The sequence below is a fragment of the Afifella sp. IM 167 genome (genome assembly GCF_020144925.1).
In the GTDB taxonomy this organism is placed as follows: domain Bacteria; phylum Pseudomonadota; class Alphaproteobacteria; order Rhizobiales; family Afifellaceae; genus Afifella.
In genome coordinates, this window is the sequence record NZ_NSLC01000013.1 from 38,953 (window position 1) to 57,895 (window position 18,943).

The window sequence follows — 18,943 nt, forward strand, 5'->3', positions numbered from 1 at the left end:
GTGATGACGCCAATACGTCTCGGACTGGCGGCCATCGCCTTCGGCGCCATATTTGCCGCCACCGCCACGCCAGCCGCCGCCGATCTGAGGCTCTGCAACAAGACGCCGAGCCGGGTCGGAGTCGCCATCGGCTACAAGGGCAAAAGCAGCTGGCAGACCGAAGGCTGGTGGAACATCGATCCGGGCGTGTGCGAGACGCTCCTCGCAGGAGCGCTCTCGGCGCGCTACTACTACATCTATGCGGTGGACTACGATCGCGGCGGGGAATGGGGCGGCCGCGCCTTCATGTGCACGCGCGACAAGGAATTCACCATTTCCGGTGTCGGCGACTGCGTCGCCCGCGGCTTTCAGCGCACGGGCTTCTTCGAGGTCGATACCGGTGAACAGGCAAGTTGGACTGTGCAATTGACGGAACAATCAAGCGGAGGCGCCGGCCAATGAGGCGCAAGCGCAAGGTCAAGATTCTCGCGACGCTCGGCCCGACCTCCAACACGGCCGAGGCCATCAGCGAGCTGTTTCTCGCCGGTGCGGACATTTTCCGCATCAACATGAGCCATGCCACCCACGACGAGATGCGCCGGCTGGTGAAGCTGATCCGCCAGGTCGAATCCGATCATCGCCGCCCGATCGGCATCCTGGTCGACCTGCAGGGGCCGAAGCTCCGGATCGGCGAATTCGCCAACGAATCGATCGAGATCGAGGCCGGCCAGAAGTTCATCCTCGACAGCGATCCGGCGCCGGGCGACGAGCATCGCGTCCAGCTCCCCCACCGCGACGTCATGGAGTCGCTGCTTCCCGGCCACATGATCCTCCTCGACGACGGCCGCGTGCGCCTCAAGGTGCTGACGCATGAGGGCGACCATGTCGTCACCGAGGTCATTTCCGGCAAGAAGCTCTCCAACCGCAAGGGCGTCAGCCTGCCGAACACGACGCTGCATACGAGCGCGCTGACGCCGAAGGACCGGCGTGACCTGGAGGCCGCGCTCGGCGAGACGATCGACTGGGTGGCGATGTCCTTCATCCAGCGCCCGGACGATATCGCCGAGGTCCGCAAGCTCGCCCGCGGCCGTGCCGGCGTGCTCGCCAAGATCGAAAAGCCCCAGGCCGTGGAGCAGCTCGACGAGATCATCGAGCTCGCCGACGCCATCATGGTGGCGCGCGGCGATCTCGGCGTGGAAATTCCGGTGGAGAAGGTCCCCGGCATCCAGAAGCGCATCACCCGCGCCGGCCGCGCCGCCGGCAAGCCGGTCGTCGTCGCCACCCAGATGCTGGAATCGATGATCACCGCCGCCGCGCCGACCCGCGCGGAGGTCTCCGACGTCGCCACCGCCGTCTTCGAGGGCGCCGACGCCGTCATGCTCTCGGCCGAATCCGCCTCCGGCGAATATCCGGTCGAGGCGGTGAAGATGATGAACTCCATCGCCGAGGCGGTGGAGCGCGAGCAGTACTACCCGAACATCATCAACGCCCAGCGCCCCGAGCCGCTGGCCACTGGCGCCGACGCCATCACCGCCGCGGCGCGCCAGATCGCCGAGACGCTGTCGCTCGGCGCCATCGTCTGCTTCACCTCCTCCGGCTCGACCGGGCTGCGCGCCTCGCGCGAGCGGCCCTTCGTGCCGATCGTGGCGCTGTCGCCGGTGCGCTCGACGGCAAGGCGGCTCTCCCTGGTCTGGGGCCTGCACTGCGTCGTCAGCGAGGATGTGATGAACATCGACGAGATGGTCGACCGCGCCTGCCGCATCGCCCACGAGGAGGGCTTCGCCGTCCCCGGCGAGCGCATCATCATCACGGCGGGCGTGCCCTTCGGCACGCCGGGCTCCACCAACCTGTTGCGGCTTGCCTTCGTCAGCCCGGACGGCATGACGGGCGTCTGAGCGCCATTGCAGCGAAAGGCCGGCGGCGTCAGATAGACTTGCCGGCCTCTTCCTTCTGCAGCTCCTCCAGGAATTCGCGCGCCTTCTCCAGATGCGGATAGACGTCTAGGGCCGCCTTGAAGGCGGAGATGGCGTTCTCGTTCTCCTCCATCTCCTTGAGGATCAGCCCGAGGCCGACCAGCGCGCCGAAATGGCGTGGCTCGATCCGCAGCACCCTCTCGATGTCGGCGATCGACTTGCCGTATTCCTTCTGGGCGAAATGCACCGTGGCGCGCTTGTTCCAGCCCTCGACATAACCGGGCTCAAGCGTCACGACCCGGTCGAGGACGTCGAGCGCGGCGCCGTATTCCTCGTCGTTGATGGCCGAGACGGCCCAGGACATGAACAGGTCGACCGTGTCGCTGCCGGATTGTCCGAGGCGGCGCAGGATCTCCGCTTCCGCCGGCTTGGCCGCCGCCTCGCTCGGCGCGACCTTCAGCATCTCGAAGAGCTGATCGGTGGAAAGCTCGTGAATGGAGGTGGGGTGGGTGCGCGCCATGTCGTCCGCGGCACCGGCCGGAACGGCAGCGGCGGCGAGGAGAGCGGCGAGCAGAAGCGGACGCAGGAATCCCGTCATGCCGGAAAGCTAGGGCGTTCCGGCATCGCCGTCAAAGGACGGATGAAGCGCGTGAAGGAAGCCTCAGCCCTGGCGGACTTTGAACTTCTTCTGCGTCTTGTTGATGATGTAGACGCGGCCCTTGCGGCGAACCATGCGGTTGTCGCGGTGGCGGTCTCTCAGCGTCTTCAGAGAATTGCGAATCTTCATCGGTCTATCTCGCGGCGCCGTCCGGCGCGCCCAATTGGTTCGGGCGTGAGATAGGCGTTGCCCCCGCGCTTTGTCAATGTCGGGGGCGCGAATCGGGCACACTTGGCTGGCACGCTTCAACACTTCGGGCGCATCTGGCAGGCGCACAGGCAACCGGAAGGGAGAAGATATGTCCTCACCCGTTCTTTCCTGGCAGGTCTGGGCCCTGCTCGCCGCCGTCTTCGCCGCCCTGACGGCGATCTTCGCCAAGGTGGGGGTGGAAGACATGAGCTCCGACCTCGCCACCTTCATCCGCACCATCGTCATCCTGGTGGCGCTGGGCGCAATTCTCGCCGGCCTCGGCGAATTTCGCGCCCTGCCGCACATCTCGGCGAAAAGCTACGTCTTCCTCGTCCTGTCGGGGCTCGCGACCGGCGCCTCGTGGCTCTGCTATTTCCGGGCGCTGAAACTGGGCAACGCCTCGCAGGTGGCGCCGATCGACAAGCTGTCGATCGTCCTCGTCGCCGTCTTCGGCACCTTCTTCCTCGGCGAGGAACTGTCGGGGCTCAACTGGCTCGGCATCGGCGCGATCGCCGTCGGCGCGCTTCTGGTCGCCTGGAGGTTCTAGCCCGCTTCCGGCACGGGCGCGCTGCGCTCGCGCGTCAGGCCGCGGAACAGCTCCTCGTCGCCGATCACGCCGGAAAACCCGTCCCCGTTGCGCACCAGGAAGGGGCCGGGATGCCTGAGGCGCGCATCGATGAGGTCGCGCAGCTTGGTGCCGCTCTCCACCACGATGCAGGCCGGCGCGCCGGCGCCATTGGCCGTCCCGCCATCCGCGCCAGCCGCCCCGCCATCCGCCCCGTTGGCCGTGCCGGTTTCCAGCGCCTCCAGCGGCGCCGTCGCCACCGCCTCGCCGTCCCGCAGAACCTTCCCGTCCGGCGTCAGCACAAGGCCGTCCTTGAGCTCGATCGCCTCGCCGCCGCCCGCCGGGCGCATGACTTCCTTGGCGCGCAGCACGTTGAGCGGGTTCATGTGAGAGACGAAGGCGCGTACATAGTCGCTCGCCGGATTGAGCACGATCTCCTGCGGCGTGCCGACCTGGACGATGATGCCGCCCTCCATGATGGCGATGCGGTTGCCGATCTTCAGCGCCTCGTCGAGATCGTGGGAGACGAAGATGATGGTGCGCTTGAGGCGGGTCTGCAGATCGAGGAGCTCGTCCTGCAGCCGGTCGCGGATCAGGGGGTCGAGCGCGGAGAACGGCTCGTCCATCAAAAGGATCGGCGCGTCGTTGGCGAGCGCGCGGGCAAGGCCGACGCGCTGCTGCATGCCGCCCGACAATTCGTCGACGCGCTTGTCGCCCCAGCCGCCGAGGCCGACGAGGTCGAGCTGCCGCTCCACATCCTTGCGCCGCCGCCGTCTTCCCACATGCGAGAGCTCCAGGCCGAGGGCGACATTCTCGCGCACGGTGCGCCAGGGCAGGAGCGCGAATTGCTGGAAGACCATCGAGACGCGGTTGCGCCGGATCTTCCTGAGCCGCCGCCCGCTGCAGGAATGGACGGCGATGTCCTTGTCGCCGTCGAAGACGTGGATCTCCCCGCGGGTGATCCGGTTGAGGCCGTTGACGGCGCGCAGCAGCGTCGACTTGCCGGAGCCCGAAAGCCCCATCAGCACCACCACCTCGCCGTCATAGACCTCCAGATCGGCATGCTTGACGCCGACGATCTGGCCGGTCTGCTCCTGGATCTCGGCCCGGCTGAGGCCGGCATCGATGAGCGGCAGCGCCGTCTTCGGCTCGTCGCCGAAGACGATGTCGACATTGTCGAAGCGCACCACCGGACGCTTGGTCTCCTCGCTCGCCGGGGCGCTCATTTGCGATCCTCCGTGCCGCGGCACAGCCGGTCGAGGATGATGGCGACGAGGACGATGGCGACCCCCACCTCGAAGCCGCGCGCAATGTTGACCTGGTTGAGGGCCCTGAGCGTCGGCACGCCGAGCCCGTCGGCCCCGACGAGAGCGGCGATGACGACCATGGAGAGCGACAGCATGATGGTCTGCGTCAGCCCCGCCATGATCTGCGGCAGCGCATAGGGCAGCTCCACCTTCCAAAGTCGCTGCCAGGGCGTGGCGCCGAAGGCGTCGGCCGCCTCGATCAGCGGCCGGGGCGTCGAGGAGATGCCGAGCTGCGTCAGCCGGATCGGCGCGGGAATGGCGAAGACCACCGTGGCGATCAGGCCCGGCACCATGCCGAGGCCGAAGAGGATCAGCGCCGGGATCAGGTAGACGAAGGTCGGGATCGTCTGCATCAGGTCGAGGATCGGCCGCAGCGCCTGCATCAGCCAGGGCCGGCGCGCCGCCAGGATGCCGATCGGCACGCCGATCGCCATGCAGATGATCGCCGAGGAAAGGACGAGCGCCAGCGTCTCCGTCGTCTCCTCCCAGTAGCCCTGATTGATGATGAGGATCAGCCCGGCGGCGGTGAAGAGCGTGAAGCCGAGGCTGCGCTTGAGCAGGAAGGCGAAGGCGGAGGTGAGCCCGACGACGAGGAGCGGATGCGGCGCCTGCAGCAGGTAGAGCAGCGCGTCGATCATCTGCGAAAGGCCGTAGGAGATGGCGTCGAAGAAGCCGGAGGCGTTGGCCGTCAGCCAGTCGACCACGTCGCGGGCGAGCGGGCCGATCGGCAGTTTATGCTCTGTGAGCCATTCCATGCGGCGGTGTCGCCCCCCTTGCCTGCCGCCGATCCGTTCTTTCGTGCGCCCGGCGGGAAGCGCAGAAGAAACCATGCCCCGCGCCGACTTCCAAGCCTCTTGGCCGGCGGCGCGCCCGGCGCCCCCCGTCGAGGCGCGGCCCCGGTCCCGCGGCGCCGGCTCCGGCAGGCTCGACGCCGCGCTTTTCCTCTGCGAACCTTGGCCGCAGCATCGCCCCGGAGAAGCCCATGCGCCCGCCCCGATCGTTCCCCCTCGCGCTTGGCGCGCTCGCCATCGCGCTGCTAGCCGCCCTGCCCGCAAGGGCGGGCGAGGCGCCATTCGCCTTCGGCCTCTCCAGCCCGGCGCCGCAGGAATGTGTCGGCCCAGGCGAGCGAAGCGCGCTGGAGCTGGGAAAGGGCTTCTCCTCCAGCCAGGCGACGCCGGAGAAAGGCGCCCTGCGCGATTTCTTCAGGAAGGCCGCGGAAGAGCCGCCGCTCGGCGACGACGCCGCGCTTCTCACCGGCTGGATCGGTGAGGCGGGCGAGCTCGAAACGGTTCTCGCCGAACCCGCCCGTGCCGACCTCGTCGCGCGCGACGGGCTTTCGGGCAACATCGCCCTGCTGCGGCCGACGCATACGCCGGCCACCTGCGGCTCCGGGGGCTGCTTCACGCCGACCTTCGTCGCCCTCGGCTGCGAGACCGGTTCCGCCATCGCCTGCCTGTCGGATCAGCTGCCATGGGGCACGCTCGCCCTGCGCGCCGACCTCGTCCGCTTCCTCGCCTATAGCGGCCGGGACTACATGGAGACGAGCCACTGCCGCTGCGAAGGCGCCGGCAACTGCTTCAAGTCGGTCCAGGTGTTCCGCATCGACAGGGAAATGAGCGAGTTCGCCCTGGAAGCGGAAGCGACCTGGCGGCTGGATGCGGTGCTGATGGAGAAGGATTGAAACGCGGGGATGGTGCGGGCGGTCGGAATCGAACCGACACTCTGTCACCAGAACCGGATTTTGAGTCCGGCGCGTCTACCAGTTCCGCCACGCCCGCAGCCTTGGCGCTGATTAGGCGCTCGGCCGCGATGGCGCAAGATCGTGTTTGACGCCTTTGCCACGGAACGGGCGGCGACAGGATCGCAGCCCGGCAACGCCCGGACGCACCGTCACCGCAGATAAGGCTTGAGCGGAAAGAGGGCGGAGGCGATAAGCCATCCCGCCCCTATCGGATGAAGCGATGCTGCGCCGACTTTACGACTGGACGATGAGCCTTGCGGCGAGCCGCAACGCGACCGCCGCGCTGGCGGGCGTTGCCTTCGTGGAAAGCTCCGTCTTCCCGATCCCCCCGGACACGCTCCTCATTCCGATGGTGCTGGCGAACCGGCACAAGGCCTGGTTCTACGCCATCGTCTGCACGATCGCCTCGGTGATCGGCGGCCTTGCCGGCTACCTCATCGGCGCCTTCCTCTACGAGGCGCTCGCCCAGCCGATCCTCGCCTTCTACGGCTACGGCGATGAATTCCGCAATTTCGCGGCACGCTACAACGAATGGGGCGCCTGGGCGGTGCTGATCGCCGGCGTCACGCCGTTTCCCTTCAAGGTGATCACCATCGCCTCGGGCGCCACGGGATTGTCGCTTCCCGTCTTCATCGTGGCGAGCATCGTGGCGCGCGGCATCCGCTTCTTTGCCGTCGCCGGTCTGCTCTACGCCTTCGGCCCGCCGATCCGCGCCTTCATCGAAAAGCGCCTCGGCCTCGTCTTCACCGTTTCCCTGGCGCTCCTCATCGGAGGCTTCGTCGTCGTGAAATACCTTCTTCCGGGAGCCCATTGATGGCCGCCCTCATCCGCTCGCCCCGCGCCCTCGCCCTGATCCTGCTGGTGGCATCCGCCGCCACCATCCTCACCTTCCTCGGCTATGAGCATATCGGCGGCTACGAGCCCTGTGCGCTCTGCCTGCGCGAGCGCATCCCCTACTACATCGCCCTGCCGCTCGCGGCGGTCACGCTCGCCGCTGCCTTCGTCAAGGCGCCGCCGCCGCTGCTGGCGCTCCTCTTCGGTCTCCTGACGCTGCTGATGCTCGTCAGCGCCTGGCTCGGCATCTATCATGCCGGCGTCGAATGGCACTTCTGGGAAGGGCCGGCCACCTGCGGCGCGACCAGCGGCCCGTCAAGCGCCGGCTCGATGCTGAACTCGCTGCAGGCCGGCCATGTCGGCCCGAGCTGCGACGAGGCCGTCTGGCGCTTCCTCGGCCTTTCCTTCGCCGGCTGGAACGTCCTTGCCTCCGCTTTCCTCTTCGTCGTCGCCTTCCTCGGCATCAAGGCGAGCGCCAGGAAGGCCTGAGCCGTCTTCGCAGCCTGAGGCCTTCTCAAAGAAGGCGCGCCAGGCTGACGGAAGCGAGCGGCAGCGCCGCCAAAGCGAGGTTGATGGCACGGTTGGCGAGCGGCTGGCGGAACAGGAAAGAGGCAGAGCTCGCATGAGCCGGGGCGCGACGGCTGGGCGGATCAGGGCTCCAGCTCGGCGTCCCAGTAGAGATAGTCCATCCAGCTTTCGTGGAGATAGTTCGGCGGGAAGAGCCGGCCGTTGCTGTGCAGGTCGTGCGTCGTCGGCTCGAAGGGCATGTGCCGCGGCCAGATCTTGATCTCCTCGCAGCTCTTGTTGCTCTTCTTCAGATTGCAGGGCGCGCAGGCCGTGATGACGTTCGTCCAGGTCGTCTGCCCGCCCCTTGAGCGCGGCACGAGGTGATCGAAGGTGAGGTCGTCTTCCGAGCCGCAATAGGCGCATTCGAAGCGGTCGCGCAGGAAGACGTTGAAGCGCGTGAAGGCAGGGTTTCTGGAGGGCTTGATGTAGGTCTTCAGGGATACGACGGAGGGCAGCTTCATCGAGAAGCTCGGACTTCGTACCTGAAAGTCGTATTCGGAGACGATGTTCACCCTGTCGAGAAACACGGCCTTGATGGCGTCCTGCCAGGACCAGAGCGACAAGGGATAATAGCTGAGCGGCCGGTAATCGGCGTTCAGGACGAGCGCAGGATGCGCGTTAGGCGAGACGTGTATCGTCATTGCGCCGTGCTTCGACCACCGGAATCAAGCCTCGCCCCGTCATCGCTGCATATAGTCTATACGCTCCATGACAACCTTGTGAAGCGCCATGCACAGTCATGTTGCAACGCGGCGGCGACGACATTTTTCGGCCGCCGGCACGCCCGGAGCGCCCTAGCCGGGCAGCACCCTGGTCAGGAAGCGCCCCGCCAGTTCCAGCCCGTCCGGCCCGATACCGTGGCCGATCCCCTGGCTGATATGCCATTCGACCGGGATCTCGGCCTGCGACAGGCCCTCCGCCGCCATGAAGATGGCCTGCACCGGGATGAGGTCGTCGGCGTCGCCGTGCAGGAGGAGTACCGGCGGCTTGTGCGCGCCCGGCGTGGCCGGCGCCTGCCGGTCGGCCAGAAGGCCTGAAAAGCCGACGATCCCGGCGAGCCGCTTCGGGCGCAGCGGGCCGCAATGCAGCGCCATCATCGTGCCCTGCGAAAAGCCGACGAGGACGGTGCGCGCCTCATCCAGCCCATGCCGCTCCATCTCCTGGTCGAGGAAACGGTCGAGCGACGGGCGGGCCGCGGCGACGCCCCGCGCATAGACGGAAGGATCGCGCTGGGTGAGGTCGAACCATTGCCGTCCCGCCGGCGAGGCGACGCAGGGCTCCGGCGCGTGCGGGGCGGCAAAGGCCGCGTCCGGCAGGAGCCGCGACCATTCGCGGCCGATGGCGATGAGGTCGTTGCCGTCGGCGCCGAAGCCGTGGAGGAAGACGACGAGGCTTTTCGCCGGCCCGCCCGAGCGGGGCGGAAGGCGGGGGCCGTCGAGGATGGTGATCGGCATTCAGGGAGCTCCAACAGGTATCGCGTCTCGTTTCGTGGTGACGGCGTAGTAGCGCCAGAACAGGCGGGCGGCGACGCCGCGCCAGGGCGACCAGCCTTCGGCGATCTCGCGCAGCGCCTTTTCGGGCGGCCTTTCCTCCATTTCGAAGGCATGGCGCACCGCATTCTGCAGCGCGATGTCGCCTGCCGGAAAGATGTCGGCATGACCGCAACAGAAGAGGAGATAGACTTCCGCCGTCCAGCGGCCGATGCCGTGCAGCGCCGTCATGGCGGCGATCGCCTCCTCGGCCGGAAGGTCGGCAAGCTCCTCGAAGCGGAAATCGGCGGTGGCGGCCTCGGCGAGCGCACGCAGGGTGCGGACCTTGGGGCGCGAGAGGCCGCACACGCGCAGATCCTCGTCGGCAGCGGCGAGCACCGTTTCCGGCGCGAAGGGATCGAGCCGCGCCAGCAGCCGCTTCCAGATCGTATCGGCCGCCGCCTTGGAGAGCTGCTGGGAGACGACGATCTCCGCCAGCCCCTCATAGCCGCCCATGCGGCGGCGAAGCGGCACGTCGCCGGCGCGGGCAATCACGAGGGCGAGCCGCTCGTCGGCCGCCGCGAGCTGCCTCAGCCCCTCTTCGATATCGGTCAGATCGTCGATCCGGCTCATGTCGCTCCTGCGGTCAGCCTGATGCCTCAGCGGTTCTTCATGATGACGCAGGCAAGGCCCTTCGCCCGCAGCATGAAGCAGAGCTTGGCGCCCTTCTGGCGGCTGTCCATGCCGATGCGCACCGCATAGACCGGCGCCCTGCCCCGCCCGGGGGTACGATCGCGCACCACCATGGGCGGCGTGTCGTCGATCAGCCCGCCGGCGCGCGCCCGGATGCGCTCGAAGGCGGCAAGCGCCGCCGCCTGCGAAAAGCTGCCCGCCACCTGCGCCCCCCAGGGATGCCAAGGGCCGCTCTGAAGGCCCGCCACCTTGGGCGAGGTACGCCGCACCGGAAGCTTCTCGCAGGCTTCCAGGAAGGAAAGCTTGTCGTCGAGGCGAAGGTCGCCGAGTTCGGCCTGCCTCTCGCGGAAGGTCGCGGCCGGCGCGCCGGTGATCTTGTAGACGAAGCCCTCGGTCTCGGCCGGCAGGCCGCTTTCTCCCGCAAGCCAGCGCCGCACGCGGTTCGGCCCGGCATTGTAGGCGGCCGCCGCAAGGCCCCAATTGCCGAAGATGCGGCGGTGCTCGCGCAGATAGGCGGCCGAATGGTAGAGCGCCGCGGCGATGTCGAAGCTGTCGGCAAGCCCGCGCGCGCGGGCCGTCGCCGGCATGAACTGGGCGATGCCTTCCGCTCCCTTGGGGCTGACGGCATTGGCGTCGAAGCGGCTCTCCTGAAAAATGAGGCGGGCGAAGAAATCCGCGCCGAAGCCGAAGCGCCGCGCCTGCAGCTCGATCGCCCGGCAGATCGCGGCGGGCTCGGCCGCGACCGGTTCGAGCTTCGGCACGACGCTCGCCGGCGGCCCGATGCCGATGGCCGCGCCCTCGTCGAAGGCAAGGCTCTGGCCGGGCAGAAGGGCGATCACGAGAAGGAGGCCGGCGGCGGCCACGCGCCGCTCAGGCGAGCGCGATGGGGCCCTCGCCCTTCCTCGACTGATAGATATCCGACAGCCTGGCATAGACCTTCGACAGTGCCTCCGCGCGCGCGGCAAGACCGGGCCGCTCCTCTTCGGGGGCGGCGGCGATGAGTTCGGCCAGCGAGCGCCCGCTCCAGAACGCGTTGTCGTGGCGATAGGCTCCCCCTTCGACGCCGAAGACCTCGCGCAGGATGGCAAGATCGTGCGGGATGGAAAAGGCGTCGCGGGTATCTTCATAGGCGAAGAGATAGGCGAAATTGTCAAAGCCCGCCCAGGTGATCGCCGAAAGGCAGAGCGAGCAGGGCTCGTGGGTGGCCAGGAACAGGCACTCGCGCGCATCCGGGCGCTCGCTTGCCGGCAGGGCGAAGAAGGCGTTGAGGGCCGAGATCTCGCCGTGAAACAGGGGATTGAGCCTCTCCTGGTTGGTTCCAGCGACGACGAGCGAGAAGTCCGATTTCCGCAGGATGGCGGCGCCGAAGAGCTTGTTGCCCTTTTCGACGCCCGCCTCCGTCAGGGGGACGATGTCGTCTTCGATGACCTGAAGGTAGCGGGCCGCCAGACGGCCCGCCTCATGCGGCATCGTTCTGGCGCTGCGCCTCCGCGCCATAGCGCCGGGCGACATAGTCTTCCACCAGGGCGGTGAAATCGGCGGCAAGGTTCGGCCCGCGCAGGGTCGTCGCCTTCTCGCCGTCGATGAAGACGGGTGCGGCCGGATGTTCGCCGGTGCCCGGCAGCGAGATGCCGATATCGGCGTGCTTGGATTCGCCCGGCCCGTTGACGACGCAGCCCATCACCGCGACGGCCATGCTCTCCACGCCCGGATAGGCCTCGCGCCAGGCCGGCATGCGCTCGTTGATGTGCTTCTGGATATCGCGCGCCAGCTCCTGGAAGAGCGAGGAGGTGGTCCGCCCGCAGCCCGGACAGGCCGAGACGATCGGCAGGAACTGCCGGAAGCCCATGGTCTGCAGCAGCTCCTGGCAGGCCTTCACCTCCAGCGTGCGGTCGCCACCCGGCTCCGGCGTCAGCGAATAGCGGATCGTGTCGCCGATGCCTTCCTGCAGGAGGATGCCCATCGCCGCCGAGGAGGCGATCAGTCCCTTGGAGCTCATCCCGGCCTCCGTCAGGCCGAGATGCAGGGCATAGTCGCAGCGCGCGCCGAGCATGCGGTAGACCGCGATCAGCTGCTGCACGTCGGAGACCTTGGCCGACAGGATGATCTTGTCGCGCCCCATGCCGAGCTCTTCGGCGCGCGCGGCCGACAGCAGCGCCGAGCGCACCATCGCCTCGCGCATCACCGCGGTCGCCGAGATCGGGCGTTCGGCGCGGCCATTGTCGTCCATGAGCAGCGTCAGGAGCTCCTGGTCGAGCGAGCCCCAGTTGACGCCGATACGCACGGGCTTGTCGTGTTTCAGCGCCGTCTCGATGATGGCGTCGAACTGGCTCACCCGCTTGTTGCGGAAGCCGACATTGCCGGGATTGATGCGATATTTGGCGAGCGCCTCGGCACAGCCCGGATATTCGGCAAGCAGCTTGTGGCCGATATAGTGGAAGTCGCCGATGATCGGAACGTCGATGCCGGCCGCCGCCAGCCTGTCGCGGATCGTCGGCACGGCGGCCGCAGCTTCCTCGCGGTCGACCGTGATGCGTACCAGCTCGGAGCCGGCACGCACCAGAGCGGCGATCTGCTTGACGGTGGAATCGATGTCGGCCGTGTCGGTGTTGGTCATCGACTGGACGACGATGGGATGATCGCCGCCGACGGTGACGTTACCGAGGGTGACGGCAACCGAGCGCCGCCGCTCGGCGGGGCCGGCGGCGATGGCCAGATCGGCGAGGCACGGACGTTTCTGCATGCTCTGACAGGTGGCGAAGTCGGCCAGCGAAGTCAACGTCCTTCGTGGCGCAAGGCGGTGTGTCGCAACCGCATCAGCACCTTAGGGCGAAGCGGCCGGCTCCGCCCCGGGTCTCGCCCCTAGGCCGCGTTGGTGAGCGCGGCCACGATGTCGTCGACCACGGATTTGACGACGACGCTGTCGTCGCCCTCGCCCATCACCCGGATCACCGGCTCCGTGCCGGAGGGGCGGATGACGAGCCGGCCGGAATTGCCGAGCTTGGTCTGCGCGTCGATGATGAGCTTCTGCACGTCCTCGCTGTCGAGGGGCTGGTTGCCCTTGTAGCGCACGTTGCGCTTCACCTGCGGCACCGGATCGAAGCGATGGCAGACCTCGCTGACGGGCTTGCCTTCCTTGCACACCACCGCCAGCACCTGCAGCGCCGCGACGAGGCCGTCGCCCGTGGTGGTGAAGTCGGACAGGATGATGTGGCCCGACTGCTCGCCGCCGACATTGAAGCCGTGCCGGCGCATGTATTCGGAGACGTAGCGGTCGCCGACCGGCGTGCGCGCGAGCGACAGGCCAAGGTCGCCGAGGAAGCGTTCGAGGCCCAGATTGGACATGATGGTGGCGACGATGCCGTTGCCGGCAAGCCGCTCCTCGTCCTTCCAGTAGGACGCGACCACCGCCATCAGCTGGTCGCCGTCGACCTCCTCGCCCTTCTCGTCGATGATGACGACGCGGTCGGCATCGCCGTCGAGCGCGATGCCGACATCGGCGCGGACCTCGTGCACCTTGCGGGCGAGCGCCTGCGGCGCGGTGGAGCCGACATCGTCGTTGATGTTGAAGCCGTCCGGCTCGTCGCCGATCGCCACCACCTCCGCGCCGAGCTCCCACAGGGCGGCGGGGGCGGCCTTGTAGGCGGCGCCGTTGGCGCAGTCGACGACGATGCGCAGTCCGTCGAAGGAGAGCTGGCGCGGCAGCGTGCGCTTGGCGAATTCGATGTAGCGGTCGAGCACGCCGTCCACCCGCTTGGCGCGGCCGAGCTCGCGCGGGCCGGCGAGCCGGCGCGTGAGGTCCGAATCGATCAGCGTCTCGAGCGCCGTCTCCACCTGGTCGGAGAGCTTGAAGCCTTCCGGACCGAAGATCTTGATGCCGTTGTCGGCGAAGGCGTTATGCGAGGCGGAGATCATGACGCCGTAATCGGCGCGCATGGAGCGCGTCAGCATGGCGACGGCCGGCGTCGGAATCGGGCCGAGCAGGAAGACGTCGACGCCGACGGAGGTAAAGCCCGCGACCAGCGCATTCTCGATCATGTAGCCGGAAAGGCGCGTATCCTTGCCGATCACCACCCGCTGACGATGGCCGTTGCGGTAGTGCAGGCCGATCGCCTGACCGACCTTCATCGCCACATCCGGCGTCATGGGATAGCTGTTCGCCGTTCCCCGAATGCCGTCCGTGCCAAAATAACGTCGCATAATTTCCTGCCCCGCGGCCGGCTTGCGTCGAGCACTCAGGCGCGTCTTGCCCTGGGCTCCGGTCGTGCTTTCGACCTTGCGTGCGGTCATGCACCCCAACGTGCCGGCATGTTTCTCAAATGAATCATAAAGGCCCGGAGCTTCCTCCGGGCCTCAAAATATGTATCGAACTGTATCAGCGGGCGCCACAGCATTTGTGCAACAAGTCTCGCCTGTTGCACGCCAAGCAACGGCGCCGCGCCGAAAGGGTCAGGTCGGCTGCGGCTCCAGGCCCGCATCGCCCTCCCCGCCCGGATTCTTCCGCGGGCCGGTCGCCGGCACCGCAGAACCCTTGGCCGGCGGCACGTCGTCGCTCGGATCCTCGCGCACGGGCCGCTTGCCGTTGAGGAGCGCCTTGATCTCCTCGCCCGACAGCGTCTCGTATTCCAGAAGCCCCTGGGCGAGCGTCTCCAGCTGGTCGTGCTGCTCCGTCAGGATCTCCCGGGCCTTGTCGTAGCCCTCGTCGACGAGGCGGCGGACCTCCCGGTCGATCTTCTGGGCCGTCTGCTCGGAGATGTTCTGCTGGCGCGCCACGGAATGGCCGAGGAAGACCTCTTCCTGGTTGTCGCCATAGGCGACGCGGCCGAGCTCTTCCGAAAAGCCCCAGCGGGTGACCATGGCGCGGGCGAGCTTGGTCGCCTGCTCGATGTCCGAGGCCGCGCCCGAGGTGACCCGGTCATGGCCGAAGGTGATCTCCTCGGCCACGCGCCCACCCATCATGATGGCGAGCCGCGAGGTCATCTGCTGATAGGTCATGGAGAGCTGGTCGCGCTCCGGCAGCTGCATGACCATGCCGAGGGCACGTCCGCGCGGAATGATCGTCGCCTTGTGGACCGGATCGGTGGAGGGAACGCTGAGCGCCACGATGGCGTGGCCGCCCTCGTGATAGGCGGTCAGCCGCTTCTCGTCCTCCGTCATGACGAGGGTACGCCGCTCGGCGCCCATCATCACCTTGTCCTTGGCGTCCTCGAATTCGAGCATGGTCACGAGGCGCTTGCCGCGCCGGGCGGCCAGAAGCGCCGCCTCGTTGACGAGGTTCATGAGGTCGGCGCCGGAAAAGCCCGGCGTGCCGCGCGCCACCGTCTTCAGGTTCACGTCGGGCGCCAGGGGCACCTTGCGGGCATGCACCTTCAGGATCTTCTCGCGGCCGACCACGTCCGGGTTCGGCACCACGACCTGGCGGTCGAAGCGGCCCGGGCGCAGGAGCGCCGGGTCGAGAACGTCCGGCCGGTTGGTGGCGGCGATCAGGATGATGCCTTCATTGGCCTCGAAGCCGTCCATCTCCACGAGGAGCTGGTTCAGCGTCTGCTCGCGCTCGTCGTTGCCGCCGCCGAGGCCCGCACCGCGGTGCCGGCCAACGGCGTCGATTTCGTCGATGAAGATGATGCAAGGGGCGTTCTTCTTGGCCTGCTCGAACATGTCGCGCACGCGGCTCGCGCCGACGCCGACGAACATTTCCACGAAGTCGGAGCCCGAAATGGTGAAGAAGGGCACGCCCGCCTCGCCGGCCACGGCGCGCGCGATCAGCGTCTTGCCGGTACCCGGAGGGCCGACCAGGAGCACGCCGCGGGGAATACGGCCGCCCAGGCGCTGGAACTTCTGCGGGTCACGCAGGAATTCGACGATCTCTTCCAGGTCTTCCTTGGCCTCGTCGACGCCGGCCACATCCTCGAAGGTGACGCGCCCATGCGCCTCCGTCAGGAGCTTGGCCTTGGACTTGCCGAAGCCCATGGCACGGCCGCCGGCGCCCTGCATCTGGCGCATGAAGAAGATCCACACCGCGATCAGCAGCAGCATGGGGAACCAGGAAATGAGCACGGAGAGGAAGGACATCTGGTCCTCGTCCGGTTCCGCGCGGATCGTCACGTCGTGGTCTTCGAGCAGCGTCACATATTCCGAGCCGGGAGGCGCGTAGGTGGTGAAGCGTTTGCCGTCGCGATAAGTGCCCGCGATCTTCTGGCCGGAGATGGTCACGGCCTTGACGTTGCCGTCCATCGTCTCGCTGCGGAACTGCGAGTAGGTCACTTCCTGCGTCGTTCCCTGGCGGGAGGGGCTCTGGAACAGATTGAACAGAGCGACGAGCAGCAGGAGGATGACGATCCACAGCGCGAAATTGCGGAAATTCTGATTCATACTGGCTTCCCCGTGGCGCCTCACGAGCGCCGGATCCGTGCGGGCTTCCTTGCGACTGTCTTCTAGATAGGTTGCAAGGTTGTTGATGTGAAGGCAAAGACTGAAAGCTCTGCCGTGCAAGCGTTACGTCCCCCGCGGACGGGCAAGGCGCCATGCCGTCAGTGGGAATTGTGCCTCTCGCCGGTCGTGGCGGGCAAGCGGTTTTCCACGATCAGTCGATCGTAGAGACCTCCGATATGGGGATCGGCGAGCCGCCGGCCAACCAGCTCCGTGGATTCCAGGTCGGTGCGGCAGCCTTTGGGCGCCTTCTCCGCCAGACAGGGCGGCACCGCAAGGAGGCGCTCGCCGGCAAAAAGCGCCGGCAACGTGCGCTCGCCGCGCCCGCCCCTGCCGGTACGCCCGAAGCCGGCGATGCACGTACCCGGACCGGCGAGCGTGTGCGGCGCGACGATATGGCGCCCATCGAAGACGACCGATCTTTCTCTTTCGGCCGCTGTGGGTGCGGGGCCCGCCCTTCCCCATTCGCGGGCGAAAACCAGCCGGTCGGCATTAAGATCGATCGCGGCGCCGGCAAGTGTCAGGCGCGTCCAGCCGCCATCCTCCTGCCGAGACGAGATAAAGCGCCGGTCGAGCGCCTCGATCCGCGCGCCGCCCGCGGAAGCTGTCCGGCCGCCCGCAGCCATGAGGAGGCGCCGAAGAGCCGCGCTCCAGGCGGCCGTCCCCACCGCCTCGCGCCGGTCGAGCGGCCTGGAAAGTAAGATGGTCCCGTCCGCGGAGACCTCGGCATCGGCAAGGATGCGGTCCGCCGCCTCCTCCACGGCGCACGCGGCCTTCCTCTGGCGAGCCGCGAATTCGGCAAGCCGCCCCCCATCGATGCCGGCCGCCGCGAGGGCGGGCATTGCGGCGCGGATGCGCGAGCGCTCATAGGCGGCGTCGCTGTTGCTGGGATCCTGGACGGCGGGAAGGCCGAGCCGGGCAAGGCTCGCCCCGAGCCGGGCCCCGGAAATACGGAGGAAGGGACGCACAATCTCGGGAAAGCCCGGCTGGGAGAGGCGCGTCTCGATGCCGGTGAGCGCCCGCGCCTCTAAAGTCCGGGCAAGCCGCATCACCACGGTTTCGGCAAGGTCATCGCGGTGATGCGCCGTCACGATTGCGCCAAGACCCGCTTGCCGGGCGACAAGGATCGCCGCCGCGTAACGGGCAAGCCGGGCCGCGGCGTGGATGCCGGTTTCCGGCCGCTCGGCCGCCGGCCAGGTACGAAGGTGGTGGGAAATACCGAGCCTGTCGCATGCCGCCGCCACCATGGCGGCCTCTTCGCGCGCCTCCTGCCTCAGCCCATGGTCGAAGGTGAAGGCCTGCGGTGCCGGCAGGCCGCAACGGCGCGCGGCCTCTGTAGCAAGCCCGAGGAGGGCCATGGAATCCGGCCCGCCGGAGACGGCGAGAAGCGCCCCCTCTTTGAGATGCGGGCCGAGAAGCGCCGCCGCCTCGGCGGCGCCGATCGGCTCAGCAGCCGGCGCGCTGGGCTTCGCTGGCGACACGGTTGGAAAGTGCCCCCGAGGCGTTCGGATATTTCCGGGTGACCTCGTCGAAGGTGGCGCAGGCCGCGTCCTTCTCGCCGAGCGCGGCGAGCGCGACGCCGAGCTTCATCAGCGCATCCGGCGCCTTACGGCTGTCCGGCGAAGACTTGTAGACCTCCAGGAAGGCGTTGGCGGCATCGCGGTTCTTGTTCTGCTGCAACAGGCTCTCGCCCAGCCAGAAGCGGGCATCGGTCGCCTGCGGCTCTTTCGGGAAGCGCTCCAGCCAGGCCGAGAAGCTGCGCTCGGCATCGGCATAGTCGCCCGTCAGGATGTAGCCGTAGGCGAAATCGTAATCCTGCCGCGGATCGCCCGAGAGCGAGGCAAGCGCCGCGCTGTCGGAGGCGGCGGGGCCGCCCACGTCGCCGCCGGAGGCCGAAGGCGGCACGGCGCCGACCGCGCCGCCCATGGAGCCGCTCTGCGACATGGAGGGATCCATGGTGGTGGCCGAGCCGTTGAAGCCGCCGCCATTGCCGCCGCCGGCAAGGACGGAAAGGTCGATCGGGGCGCCGCCATTGTTGCCCGTGGCAAGGCCGCCGCTATCCATGCCGGTATTGCCCAAGGGGTCGGAGGTCGCCCCGTCGGGCGCGATGCGCGGATCGTCGGGCGAGATGCCGAAGGTGCCGAGATCCTGCGGCGGCGCGCCGGCCATCTGGCTGGAATTGGCGTCGGGATTCATCGAGCCCGAGCCGGTGGGTACACCATAGGAATTGCCCGGCTGGGCGGCTCCGAACTGGTTCTGCCCGCCCAGGCCCTGATCCATCGGCTGGCCGCTGCCGGCGCCGCCCTCCGCCGGAGCGGCGATCCCGGCCTGCCGGCGGGTCTCGCGCAGCTCGTGCTGCAGGCGCTCCACCTCTCCGGTCAGCTCGCGCACGCGCTGCTCCAGCTGCTGGATGTAGAGGTTCATCTGCCCCATCTGCTGGGCGCTCTGGGCCTGCGCGAGGCCCGGCGCCAGAAGAAGGGCGGCAAAAACGAGAAGAAAACGTCCGCTCATGGCATCGTCGCTAGCATGTTCCGAGGATGAGGCACCACCTCCAGATCAATTCGGCCAAACTGCGACGAAGGCAAATGGGTCAAAGAAA

General features: G+C 67.9%; 20 protein-coding genes and 1 tRNA gene. 6 read left to right on the forward strand and 15 right to left on the reverse strand.

All coding sequences use genetic code 11. The features are described 5' to 3' along the window. Positions 1-3 precede the first annotated feature (3 nt). Both CLD20_RS18985 and pyk read left to right on the forward strand, forming a co-directional pair. Complete coding sequence (locus CLD20_RS18985; protein ID WP_224408247.1) at positions 4-441, forward strand: DUF1036 domain-containing protein; 438 nt, start codon at positions 4-6, stop codon at positions 439-441. Then, on the forward strand, positions 438-1,874 hold the full coding sequence (pyk, locus tag CLD20_RS18990) for a pyruvate kinase (RefSeq protein WP_224408248.1): 1,437 nt from the start codon (positions 438-440) through the stop codon (positions 1,872-1,874). The genes CLD20_RS18985 and pyk overlap by 4 nt, the downstream gene beginning before the upstream one ends. Positions 1,875-1,902: 28 nt before the next feature. Here pyk and CLD20_RS18995 read toward each other — a convergent pair whose 3' ends face one another. Both CLD20_RS18995 and ykgO read right to left on the reverse strand, forming a co-directional pair. Then, complete coding sequence (locus CLD20_RS18995) at positions 1,903-2,490, reverse strand: tetratricopeptide repeat protein (RefSeq protein ID WP_224408249.1); 588 nt, start codon at positions 2,488-2,490, stop codon at positions 1,903-1,905. Between the two features lie 63 nt (positions 2,491-2,553). After that, positions 2,554-2,679: a type B 50S ribosomal protein L36 gene (gene ykgO / locus CLD20_RS19000; RefSeq protein ID WP_224408250.1), complete on the reverse strand. Its 126-nt coding sequence runs from the start codon at positions 2,677-2,679 to the stop codon at positions 2,554-2,556. A 169-nt stretch (positions 2,680-2,848) separates the two neighbouring features. On the opposite strand from ykgO, the gene CLD20_RS19005 reads away from it, so the two are divergent. Beyond that, entirely contained in the window at positions 2,849-3,286 is a 438-nt protein-coding gene (locus CLD20_RS19005) for an EamA family transporter (RefSeq protein WP_224408251.1), read from the forward strand. On the opposite strand, the gene choV is transcribed toward CLD20_RS19005, so the two are convergent. Beyond that, complete coding sequence (gene choV, locus CLD20_RS19010) at positions 3,283-4,530, reverse strand: choline ABC transporter ATP-binding protein (protein ID WP_224408252.1); 1,248 nt, start codon at positions 4,528-4,530, stop codon at positions 3,283-3,285. The two genes, CLD20_RS19005 and choV, sit on opposite strands and share 4 nt — an antisense overlap. Beyond that, positions 4,527-5,366: a choline ABC transporter permease subunit gene (gene choW, locus CLD20_RS19015; protein WP_224408253.1), complete on the reverse strand. Its 840-nt coding sequence runs from the start codon at positions 5,364-5,366 to the stop codon at positions 4,527-4,529. The genes choV and choW overlap by 4 nt, the downstream gene beginning before the upstream one ends. 227 nt (positions 5,367-5,593) lie before the next feature. Between choW and CLD20_RS19020 the strand changes: the two genes are divergently transcribed. Continuing rightward, complete coding sequence (locus tag CLD20_RS19020; protein WP_224408254.1) at positions 5,594-6,292, forward strand: hypothetical protein; 699 nt, start codon at positions 5,594-5,596, stop codon at positions 6,290-6,292. 10 nt (positions 6,293-6,302) lie between these two features. Here CLD20_RS19020 and CLD20_RS19025 read toward each other — a convergent pair. Continuing rightward, positions 6,303-6,389: transfer RNA gene (locus CLD20_RS19025), tRNA-Leu, on the reverse strand. A gap of 183 nt (positions 6,390-6,572) precedes the next feature. Here CLD20_RS19025 and CLD20_RS19030 point away from each other — a divergent pair. Both CLD20_RS19030 and CLD20_RS19035 read left to right on the forward strand, forming a co-directional pair. After that, the gene (locus tag CLD20_RS19030; RefSeq protein WP_224408255.1) at positions 6,573-7,166 is read left to right on the forward strand and encodes a YqaA family protein; all 594 of its coding nucleotides are present in this window, start codon (positions 6,573-6,575) and stop codon (positions 7,164-7,166) included. Beyond that, positions 7,166-7,675, forward strand: coding sequence for a disulfide bond formation protein B (locus CLD20_RS19035; protein ID WP_224408256.1), 510 nt, complete (start codon positions 7,166-7,168; stop codon positions 7,673-7,675). Before CLD20_RS19030 ends, CLD20_RS19035 begins: the two co-directional genes overlap by 1 nt. Before the next feature lie 161 nt (positions 7,676-7,836). On the opposite strand, the gene CLD20_RS19040 is transcribed toward CLD20_RS19035, so the two are convergent. The 10 genes from CLD20_RS19040 to ybgF all read right to left on the reverse strand — a co-directional run bounded on the left by CLD20_RS19040 (position 7,837) and on the right by ybgF (position 18,855). Continuing rightward, positions 7,837-8,394: an HNH endonuclease gene (locus CLD20_RS19040; RefSeq protein ID WP_224408257.1), complete on the reverse strand. Its 558-nt coding sequence runs from the start codon at positions 8,392-8,394 to the stop codon at positions 7,837-7,839. A 153-nt stretch (positions 8,395-8,547) separates the two neighbouring features. Next, a complete protein-coding gene (locus CLD20_RS19045; RefSeq protein ID WP_370636945.1) occupies positions 8,548-9,201 on the reverse strand; it encodes an alpha/beta hydrolase in 654 nt (217 codons plus the stop codon). Positions 9,202-9,207: 6 nt separating this feature from the next. Beyond that, complete coding sequence (locus tag CLD20_RS19050; protein WP_224408259.1) at positions 9,208-9,855, reverse strand: DNA-3-methyladenine glycosylase; 648 nt, start codon at positions 9,853-9,855, stop codon at positions 9,208-9,210. Between the two features lie 26 nt (positions 9,856-9,881). After that, on the reverse strand, positions 9,882-10,778 hold the full coding sequence (locus tag CLD20_RS19055; protein WP_224408260.1) for a lytic transglycosylase domain-containing protein: 897 nt from the start codon (positions 10,776-10,778) through the stop codon (positions 9,882-9,884). Positions 10,779-10,785: 7 nt separating this feature from the next. Beyond that, positions 10,786-11,385, reverse strand: a complete 600-nt coding sequence (locus CLD20_RS19060; RefSeq protein WP_224408261.1) for a nucleoside deaminase — start codon at positions 11,383-11,385, stop codon at positions 10,786-10,788. Next, complete coding sequence (gene ispG / locus CLD20_RS19065) at positions 11,375-12,658, reverse strand: flavodoxin-dependent (E)-4-hydroxy-3-methylbut-2-enyl-diphosphate synthase (RefSeq protein WP_224408300.1); 1,284 nt, start codon at positions 12,656-12,658, stop codon at positions 11,375-11,377. Before ispG ends, CLD20_RS19060 begins: the two co-directional genes overlap by 11 nt. Before the next feature lie 119 nt (positions 12,659-12,777). Further along, positions 12,778-14,115 carry a phosphoglucosamine mutase gene (gene glmM, locus CLD20_RS19070; protein WP_224408262.1) on the reverse strand — a complete coding sequence of 446 codons (1,338 nt, stop codon included), beginning with the start codon at positions 14,113-14,115 and terminating at the stop codon, positions 12,778-12,780. A gap of 249 nt (positions 14,116-14,364) precedes the next feature. Then, positions 14,365-16,287, reverse strand: a complete 1,923-nt coding sequence (gene ftsH, locus CLD20_RS19075) for an ATP-dependent zinc metalloprotease FtsH (RefSeq protein ID WP_224408263.1) — start codon at positions 16,285-16,287, stop codon at positions 14,365-14,367. A 158-nt stretch (positions 16,288-16,445) separates the two neighbouring features. Then, the gene (gene tilS, locus CLD20_RS19080) at positions 16,446-17,825 is read right to left on the reverse strand and encodes a tRNA lysidine(34) synthetase TilS (RefSeq protein ID WP_224408264.1); all 1,380 of its coding nucleotides are present in this window, start codon (positions 17,823-17,825) and stop codon (positions 16,446-16,448) included. Then, positions 17,791-18,855 carry a tol-pal system protein YbgF gene (gene ybgF, locus CLD20_RS19085; RefSeq protein WP_224408265.1) on the reverse strand — a complete coding sequence of 355 codons (1,065 nt, stop codon included), beginning with the start codon at positions 18,853-18,855 and terminating at the stop codon, positions 17,791-17,793. Before ybgF ends, tilS begins: the two co-directional genes overlap by 35 nt. Between the last annotated feature and the right edge of the window lie 88 nt (positions 18,856-18,943).

Excerpts from the sequence above, each read along its gene's own strand:
- CLD20_RS18985 (WP_224408247.1), top strand. The coding sequence starts at position 4 with ATGACGCCAATACGTCTCGGACTGGCGGCCATCGCCTTCGGCGCCATA.
- pyk (WP_224408248.1), top strand. The coding sequence starts at position 438 with ATGAGGCGCAAGCGCAAGGTCAAGATTCTCGCGACGCTCGGCCCGACC.
- CLD20_RS18995 (WP_224408249.1), bottom strand. The coding sequence starts at position 2,490 with ATGACGGGATTCCTGCGTCCGCTTCTGCTCGCCGCTCTCCTCGCCGCC.
- ykgO (WP_224408250.1), bottom strand. The coding sequence starts at position 2,679 with ATGAAGATTCGCAATTCTCTGAAGACGCTGAGAGACCGCCACCGCGAC.
- CLD20_RS19005 (WP_224408251.1), top strand. The coding sequence starts at position 2,849 with ATGTCCTCACCCGTTCTTTCCTGGCAGGTCTGGGCCCTGCTCGCCGCC.
- choV (WP_224408252.1), bottom strand. The coding sequence starts at position 4,530 with ATGAGCGCCCCGGCGAGCGAGGAGACCAAGCGTCCGGTGGTGCGCTTC.
- choW (WP_224408253.1), bottom strand. The coding sequence starts at position 5,366 with ATGGAATGGCTCACAGAGCATAAACTGCCGATCGGCCCGCTCGCCCGC.
- CLD20_RS19020 (WP_224408254.1), top strand. The coding sequence starts at position 5,594 with ATGCGCCCGCCCCGATCGTTCCCCCTCGCGCTTGGCGCGCTCGCCATC.
- CLD20_RS19030 (WP_224408255.1), top strand. The coding sequence starts at position 6,573 with ATGCTGCGCCGACTTTACGACTGGACGATGAGCCTTGCGGCGAGCCGC.
- CLD20_RS19035 (WP_224408256.1), top strand. The coding sequence starts at position 7,166 with ATGGCCGCCCTCATCCGCTCGCCCCGCGCCCTCGCCCTGATCCTGCTG.
- CLD20_RS19040 (WP_224408257.1), bottom strand. The coding sequence starts at position 8,394 with ATGACGATACACGTCTCGCCTAACGCGCATCCTGCGCTCGTCCTGAAC.
- CLD20_RS19050 (WP_224408259.1), bottom strand. The coding sequence starts at position 9,855 with ATGAGCCGGATCGACGATCTGACCGATATCGAAGAGGGGCTGAGGCAG.
- CLD20_RS19060 (WP_224408261.1), bottom strand. The coding sequence starts at position 11,385 with ATGCCGCATGAGGCGGGCCGTCTGGCGGCCCGCTACCTTCAGGTCATC.
- ispG (WP_224408300.1), bottom strand. The coding sequence starts at position 12,658 with ATGCAGAAACGTCCGTGCCTCGCCGATCTGGCCATCGCCGCCGGCCCC.
- glmM (WP_224408262.1), bottom strand. The coding sequence starts at position 14,115 with ATGCGACGTTATTTTGGCACGGACGGCATTCGGGGAACGGCGAACAGC.
- ftsH (WP_224408263.1), bottom strand. The coding sequence starts at position 16,287 with ATGAATCAGAATTTCCGCAATTTCGCGCTGTGGATCGTCATCCTCCTG.
- ybgF (WP_224408265.1), bottom strand. The coding sequence starts at position 18,855 with ATGAGCGGACGTTTTCTTCTCGTTTTTGCCGCCCTTCTTCTGGCGCCG.